This window comes from Nostoc flagelliforme FACHB-838 (genome assembly GCF_014698065.1).
GTDB classification, from domain to species: domain Bacteria; phylum Cyanobacteriota; class Cyanobacteriia; order Cyanobacteriales; family Nostocaceae; genus Nostoc; species Nostoc flagelliforme_B.
Map to the genome: position 1 here is coordinate 1 of NZ_JACJSI010000606.1, position 2621 is coordinate 2621.

At 35.1% G+C, this 2621-nt stretch carries 2 protein-coding genes and 2 pseudogenes; 2 read left to right on the forward strand and 2 right to left on the reverse strand.

Translation table 11 applies throughout. From position 1 onward, the window contains the following. Positions 1 to 190: 190 nt before the first annotated feature. Positions 191 to 721, forward strand: coding sequence for a hydrolase (locus tag H6G97_RS49550; RefSeq protein WP_199350183.1), 531 nt, complete (start codon positions 191 to 193; stop codon positions 719 to 721). A 100-nt stretch (positions 722 to 821) separates the two neighbouring features. Here the strand turns inward: H6G97_RS49550 and H6G97_RS54480 are convergent. Continuing rightward, positions 822 to 1085 (reverse strand): annotated as a pseudogene (locus H6G97_RS54480) (IS4 family transposase); the annotation flags it as partial. 107 nt (positions 1086 to 1192) lie between these two features. Then, a pseudogene (locus tag H6G97_RS49555) lies at positions 1193 to 1450 on the reverse strand (IS1/IS1595 family N-terminal zinc-binding domain-containing protein); the annotation flags it as partial. Between the two features lie 700 nt (positions 1451 to 2150). On the opposite strand from H6G97_RS49555, the gene H6G97_RS49560 reads away from it, so the two are divergent. Continuing rightward, positions 2151 to 2384 carry a hypothetical protein gene (locus H6G97_RS49560; protein ID WP_190947583.1) on the forward strand — a complete coding sequence of 78 codons (234 nt, stop codon included), beginning with the start codon at positions 2151 to 2153 and terminating at the stop codon, positions 2382 to 2384. Positions 2385 to 2621 lie beyond the last annotated feature (237 nt).

The window sequence follows — 2621 nt, forward strand, 5'->3', positions numbered from 1 at the left end:
CCTAATTATTGCTAATCATAGTTATTACTCCAGTACTTTTCGTTTTATTCGTATTTTATTTATCTTTAAAACTTCGGATAATACGTGATTGTCTTCGGTTCCTGAATTTAATCCACTGATGTATAAAATATCCTTTCCTAAATTTTACTCATCTCAATGATTTTTTCGCACTTGTGAGAAATCCGGGTTATTGACTCCGGAAAACTCCACTGTCATCTTTATTGATCATCAGCCACAAATGACCTTTGGCGTGGTGAATATCGATGGTCAGACGTTGATTAATAATACTGTCGGCTTGGCAAAAGCAGCAAAGATTTTCAATGTCCCAACTATCCTGACTACTGTTGAGACCAAAGGTTTTAGCGGCTATATGTGGCCCCAACTGCTAGAAATCTTCCCTAACCAAACGCCAATTGAACGCACTAGCATGAACTCCTGGGAAGAGGCCAAATTTGTAGAGCAAGTCGAGCGCATCGGTCGCAAGAAACTGGTAATAGCGGCATTGTGGACAGAAGTATGTTTAGTGTTCCCGGCGATTCAAGCGATAGAAGCGGGTTATGAAGTATATGCAGTTGTGGATGCGTCCGGTGGTACTAGTCAGGTTGCTCACGATGCTGCCATTCAACGCATTGTCCAAGCTGGAGGTGTACCTGTGACATGGCAGCAAGTGTTGTTGGAATATCAACGTGATTGGGCACGTAAGAAACCTACGATGCCGTAATGGATCTGGTTAAGGAACACTCCGGAACCTATGGAGTGGGCGTTGAGTATGCCTACACAATGGTACATGGTGCGCCGCCGAGTAATAAGAAAGTGCCTGCCTTGTCTGAGGGAAAATATATCTCTAACCAGCTTTTAATAATTGGGAACCAAATTTCTTCAATATTTATATAATTTAAAGATAAAAATCGTTGGATTTTCTTCCTTCTACTTTCAAAAAATATTGGTATAGGTAAAGCAGTTGCTAGTGCTTCTATGTTGACACTTTTTATCGATTGTAATAGATTTATCAGAGTTTTTAGTAATAAATATTCTGCACGTCCCAATTCTCGCTTGAGGTTTGTTTTGTAGAATTCTGGTAACATTATCATTAAATAGAGCTTGTTGCGAATGAAGGCTCTTTTTCTTTTACCACAAATTGCTACACTACTTGCCATATATCTATTTCAGGGTATTTTGTCTCCCCTCAAGATTTATTATTGACATATTTTTGTAACCAAGTCTCTGAAACACGAGCAGCACGAGCAATACCTGCGAGAGATATCTTTTCCAGTAAAAGTCTATCAATTAGTTCTATAGTATCTTTACTAATAATTTTATTAATGGGATTTTCTATAAACTGTCTTTTACAACTTTGACACTGGTATTTTGGTTTTTGATTATGAATACTGCCATTTTTGACGGTGTGTTGGGAACCGCAATTTGGGCAAGTAGGTCTGGAGGCTGACATCAGTTCTAAGACAATCAGATTTTCAAGTACTGGGATCTAATAAAAATTAACACATTCTCGTTCAAGTATTTATTTTAAATATTAATAAATTGTTGATATTTAAATTACTTAAATAAATATATTTCAAAAGTTAAACAGCTAAAAATAAATAATTTGAGTAACAAATCCCCATTTTCACTACATATTTACCACTACCCAATTCTTAATCGATTGAGTTACCGATTATATTTTTTCTGTTCTTTCGTCAACTTTTTATTTTTTGTTGTTTTAATTAGTGTTTCACTTAATTAATTAATGAATTTTATTAATTTCTTAACACTCTGAGATTTTCACCTTTTTTAACAAACTAGAAATTAGTCCATTATACAACACCTTGAAAGGGCTAGTCCTAGTTGTTATACTACTAGTTAAACTTATTTAATATCTCTACTTAAAACTTATTTAAGATATTTGGTTTTAACCCAAATTTAACTTGAATTTAAGTCATCGGTAAATAAACGTTAAAGCATAGCCTTCAAACTAAAGCACAATCAGAAGCAGTGAATATATAAGCTTGTTTTTATAAATGAAAACAATATTTGTATTTGCCCTTTCCTTAGCAATAAAGCTCATTTTAAGCATCTTTGCTCTTCAAGTAGCTATTACTTAAAGCAAGGATTACTAGGTAGTGCCTCGCAATGAATTTTAAAACAGAGATTGTATGAACAAAAACAAAAGAGAACTTTTACCACTTTCGCTCTCAAACAAGATTCCCAAAATGCTCCCTGGTAGAGTTAAGCGACGTTTGTTTTTGAGTAGGTTAATTATTGAGATGTCTGCTGTTACTTTCTGGGGAGGAGAATTCTTCTTACGCCAGAATCCAATAACATTGGCTGATATAGCCAACCAAAAGAAGCTTATCTCTTACCACCTGGGCAAGCTCGTCTCAATGTAGTTTTAATTATAGATGGGCTACGCCCTGATTCCATCAATCCACAAAATACACCAAACATATATCGTATACAACAAGGTGTCAACTACGTCAATGGACACGCTGTTTTTCCAGCAATTCTCATTACGAGAATAATTATCAATATCATTGTCATCTATGCAAAATTTTCAGTTAAAGGTATGGTTTTTATATCCTTTAACTCGTAAGTGCAGGAGCTTTTTTGAATCAGCCAGGAATTTT